Raw genomic sequence first — 776 nt, 5'->3', positions numbered from 1 at the left:
CCTTCATCTGGAACACGCGCTTCGTGTAGTCGTAGTACGGCTGAAACATGCCGGAGTCGGGGTTGCCCTGCGTAAACGCGAGCACCAGCGCTTTTTTCGCCGCCCGCTCCGTGTAGTGCGGGGAGAAGCGCGGGCTGATTTGCGCAAACAGCCGGTCGGTGAACGCCTTCGCCTGCGCGCTCATCTGCCCCATATAGAGCGGCGAGCCGAGCACCAGCGCGTCGGCGCCTTCGAGCGCGGCGTACAGCGCCTGCATGTCGTCGCTGATAACGCAGCCCGACTCGCCCTGCTTGCAGCCGAGGCAGCCCTGACACGGTCTGATATCAAGCCCGCCCGAATGCCACGCGCGGGTTTCGGCGCCCGCCTCCCTCGCGCCTTCGAGTATTTGGTTCACGAGCCACGCGGTGTTGCCGTCTTTCCGCGGGCTTCCGATAAAGCCGACGATATTCACCTTCCCCCCTTATCGCTGCCCTGCGCTCACGGACAGGCAGAAGGCAGCGCCTGTAGAGAAGCCGTTAGCGGAACACACGATTACAACTCATTAGCGATGAATGCATCAATAACCCCTCCTACTGCCATTCCAACAGCGCCGCCTATCAAGGCTCGTGCGGTCTTATTGGATACGGGAGGTTTTTCTTCCGTTGCCGTAGCCAGCCCGATTCCCGCGCCCGCCGCGGTTCCGGCGAATGTTACGCAAGAGTTAAAAAGCAGGCACCCCGCAAGCACGATTGCGATTCTTTTCATGGCCGCCTCCAACTAGAAACCATTATATACGG

At 60.7% G+C, this 776-nt stretch carries 2 protein-coding genes; both read right to left on the bottom strand.

Annotated features, from left to right (window positions below; all coding sequences use genetic code 11):
- The coding region (locus tag AWU74_RS06750; protein ID WP_062328675.1) for a flavodoxin family protein at positions 1-451 on the bottom strand (451 nt) is incomplete at its 3' end.
- 80 nt (positions 452-531) lie between these two features.
- Positions 532-744, bottom strand: coding sequence for a hypothetical protein (locus AWU74_RS06745; protein WP_162504972.1), 213 nt, complete (start codon positions 742-744; stop codon positions 532-534).
- Between the last annotated feature and the right edge of the window lie 32 nt (positions 745-776).

It is taken from the genome of Treponema endosymbiont of Eucomonympha sp., assembly GCF_001028545.1.
Note: the sequence above shows the minus strand (reverse complement) of the source record. Positions and strands in the feature narration are given on the sequence as shown.

What these genes read in the sequence shown, in the direction of transcription:
- AWU74_RS06745 (WP_162504972.1), bottom strand. Translation starts at nt 744, where the DNA reads ATGAAAAGAATCGCAATCGTGCTTGCGGGGTGCCTGCTTTTTAACTCT.